This is a genomic window from Microbacterium sp. ISL-103 (assembly GCF_018613995.1).
GTDB lineage: Bacteria > Actinomycetota > Actinomycetes > Actinomycetales > Microbacteriaceae > Microbacterium.
The window spans coordinates 1-2880 of sequence record NZ_JAGGPD010000545.1 but is presented as its reverse complement, the minus strand read 5'-3'; the positions used below and the strand labels follow the sequence as shown (position 1 = coordinate 2880).

Here is a 2880-nt window from a genome sequence, read left to right as displayed (position 1 = left end):
CAGACGGAAGCGCTCCGCCCCGGCCGGGAAGAGGCTCCCGAGCCTGGCCGCCGCCTCTGCCGCGAAGCCCGCGGCGATCGCCGCGACACCTGCCACGAGAGTCGCCTCATCATGCGGGGCGCCGCTCGAATGCGCCGCGGCCTCCGCCGCGAGATGGAATGCCCGCTCGCTGAGTCCTGCCTCCGAATGCTCTCGGGCGATCCTCGTGAGTTCGTCGGCGGTGACGGGTGTGCCGTTCATCGACGCGCGAGCACTGTGCCAATCGGCATCGACCCTCTCGCCGCGCTCGTCGAAGATGCGGTGCAGCCTCGCGTGCACGGCAGACGCGATGGGCGGCGGGGTCGTCGCCCGCAGCCAGATCGCCAGACGCGGGTCGGCGAGCCGGACGCGGCCGGCATGCATCTCGAGAAGCGAACCGAGCGGACCGCGGGCCAGCTCATCCGCAGACCGTCCCGCGAGATCCACCAGCGGGTCGAGTCTGTCGTCGAGACGCATCGACACGGCTACGAGGATCTCGAGGTCGTCGGGGTCGAGCTCGAGATCCGCGAAGAGCGCCTCGACGGACGGCACCATCGGCAACGGCGACGGCAGTGCCCTGAGGCCGTGGCGCTGAGCGGCGTCGAGCCTGGCCGCGACGGCCCTGATGGTGACCGGATCAGCCGACAGCTCGGAGGCGAGCCGCGCTGCGACATGCGGTGCGCAGCTCAGGTCATGCTCGAGGAGATCGTCGAGGATCTCCCCCATCACTCCGGAAGCGACCGAAGTCGCTCCGTGCGCACGCGAAACGTCGATGCCGAACCCCCCAGTCCCCGCGAGCAGAAGCCCGTTGAAGTGAGGTTAGCAAGACCGCCGGCGCCCCAGACGAGGGCACCGATATTCAGGACTTCGTGTCGTCGTCTTCCTGACGGAGGTACGGATCGGCGTCGCCCGCGTGCGATGCGGACGAGGCGAGCCGCGCCACCTCTGCGTCACGTTCCTGTGCTTCACGCAGCAGCGCCGAGATGTGGTCGGCGTTCTCGGGAAGCGCGTCGGGGATGAACTCGAGCGTGGGCACCAGTCGGGTGCTCAGCTGCTTTCCGACCTCGCTGCGCAGCATGCCGGTCGCAGACGTGAGTGCCGCGCCGCTGGACAGACGCTCCTCTTCGGTGCCGGGCACCGTGTAGAAGACGGAGGCGTGCTGCAGGTCACCGCTGACACGGACATCCGTGATCGTGACGAAGCCGAGGCGCGGGTCGCGCAGCCCCTTCTCGAGACGCTCAGCGAGGATCACCCGAATGCGATCAGCCAGACGAGCCTGTCGTTCACCAGCCATTGTTCTCTCCCTCTACGTACCCTTCGGCCGAGGATGCATGATGCACCCTCGCCCGAAGATATCGAACTCGATCAGCTGCGAGTCTTCTCGATCGGTTCTGTAGTCTCGATCTCGTCACCGATCTGGATGTCGTTGAACTTGCCGAGGCCGATACCGGCCTCGTAGTCCGTACGCACCTCGGTGACGTCGTCCTTGAAGCGACGCAGCGACTCGATGGCGAGGCCATCGGCGAGCACCACTCCGTCGCGGATGACACGAGCCTTGGCGTTTCGCGTGATCGTTCCCGATCGCACGATGACACCGGCGATGTTGCCGAACTTCGAGGAGCGGAACACCTCGCGGATCTCGGCGACACCCGACTGGATCTCTTCGTACTCCGGCTTGAGCATGCCCTTGAGCGAGCTCTCGATCTCGTCGATCGCGTTGTAGATCACCGAGTAGAACCGGATGTCCACACCCTCACGCTGAGCGCGCTCACGCGCCTTCGTGTCGGGGCGGACGTTGAAGCCCACGATGATCGCGTTGTCGATCGTCGCGAGGTTGACGTCGGACTCCGTGATCGCACCGACACCGCGGTGGATGATGCGGAGCTGCACCGAGTCGTCGACCTCGATCTTGAGCAGCGACTCCTCGAGTGCCTCGACGGCACCGGAGACGTCACCCTTGATGATGAGGTTGAGCGACTCGACCTTGCCCTCTTCGAGAGCACGGGTGAAGTCCTCGAGCGAGATGCGCTTGCGGGCCTTGGCCAGCTGGGCGTTGCGCTCGACTGCTTCTCGCTTCTCAGCGATCTGACGGGCCATGCGGTCTTCGTCGGTGACGATGAAGACGTCGCCGGCACGCGGCACGGAGTTGAGACCCTGCACCTGGACCGGACGCGACGGGTAGGCCTCGAGGACCTGCTCGCCGTTCTCGTCTGCCATCGCACGCACGCGGCCGTAGGCCGTGCCGGCGACGATCGCGTCACCGATGCGCAGAGTTCCGGACTGGATCAGCACCGTGGCGACCGAACCGCGACCCTTGTCGAGCTTCGCCTCGATGGCGACACCACGAGCGGCCTTGTTCGGGTTGGCGGTCAGGTCGAGACCTGCGTCGGCGGTGAGCAGCACGGCATCCAGGAGGTCCTGGATACCCGTGTTCGCACGAGCCGACACATCGACGAACATGACGTCTCCGCCATACTCCTCGGCGACCAGACCGTACTCGGTGAGCTGCTGACGGACCTTCGCCGGGTTGGCGTCAGGCTTGTCGACCTTGTTCACCGCGACCACGATCGGCACGTTCGCCGCCTGGGCGTGGTTGAGCGCCTCGACCGTCTGCGGCATGATGCCGTCGTCGGCCGCGACCACGAGGATCGCGAGGTCGGTGACCTGCGCTCCACGAGCACGCATGGCGGTGAACGCCTCGTGACCCGGGGTGTCGATGAAGGTGATGGCACGCTCGATGCCCTCATGCTCCGTCCACACCTGGTACGCACCGATGTGCTGCGTGATGCCGCCGGCCTCGCCGTCGATGACGTTGGTCTGGCGGATCGCGTCGAGCAGTCGGGTCTTACCGTGGTCGACGTG

General features: G+C 66.5%; 3 protein-coding genes. All 3 read right to left on the bottom strand.

What is annotated here, in order from left to right:
• On the bottom strand, positions 1–747 hold a 747-nt coding region (locus tag J7E68_RS17415), incomplete at its 3' end, for a hypothetical protein (RefSeq protein ID WP_215174722.1).
• 130 nt (positions 748–877) lie between these two features.
• Positions 878–1312 (bottom strand): 30S ribosome-binding factor RbfA, encoded by a 435-nt coding sequence (rbfA, locus tag J7E68_RS17410; RefSeq protein ID WP_215174720.1) that lies wholly within the window; start codon positions 1310–1312, stop codon positions 878–880.
• Between the two features lie 71 nt (positions 1313–1383).
• The coding region (gene infB / locus J7E68_RS17405) for a translation initiation factor IF-2 (RefSeq protein ID WP_215174718.1) at positions 1384–2880 on the bottom strand (1497 nt) is incomplete at its 5' end.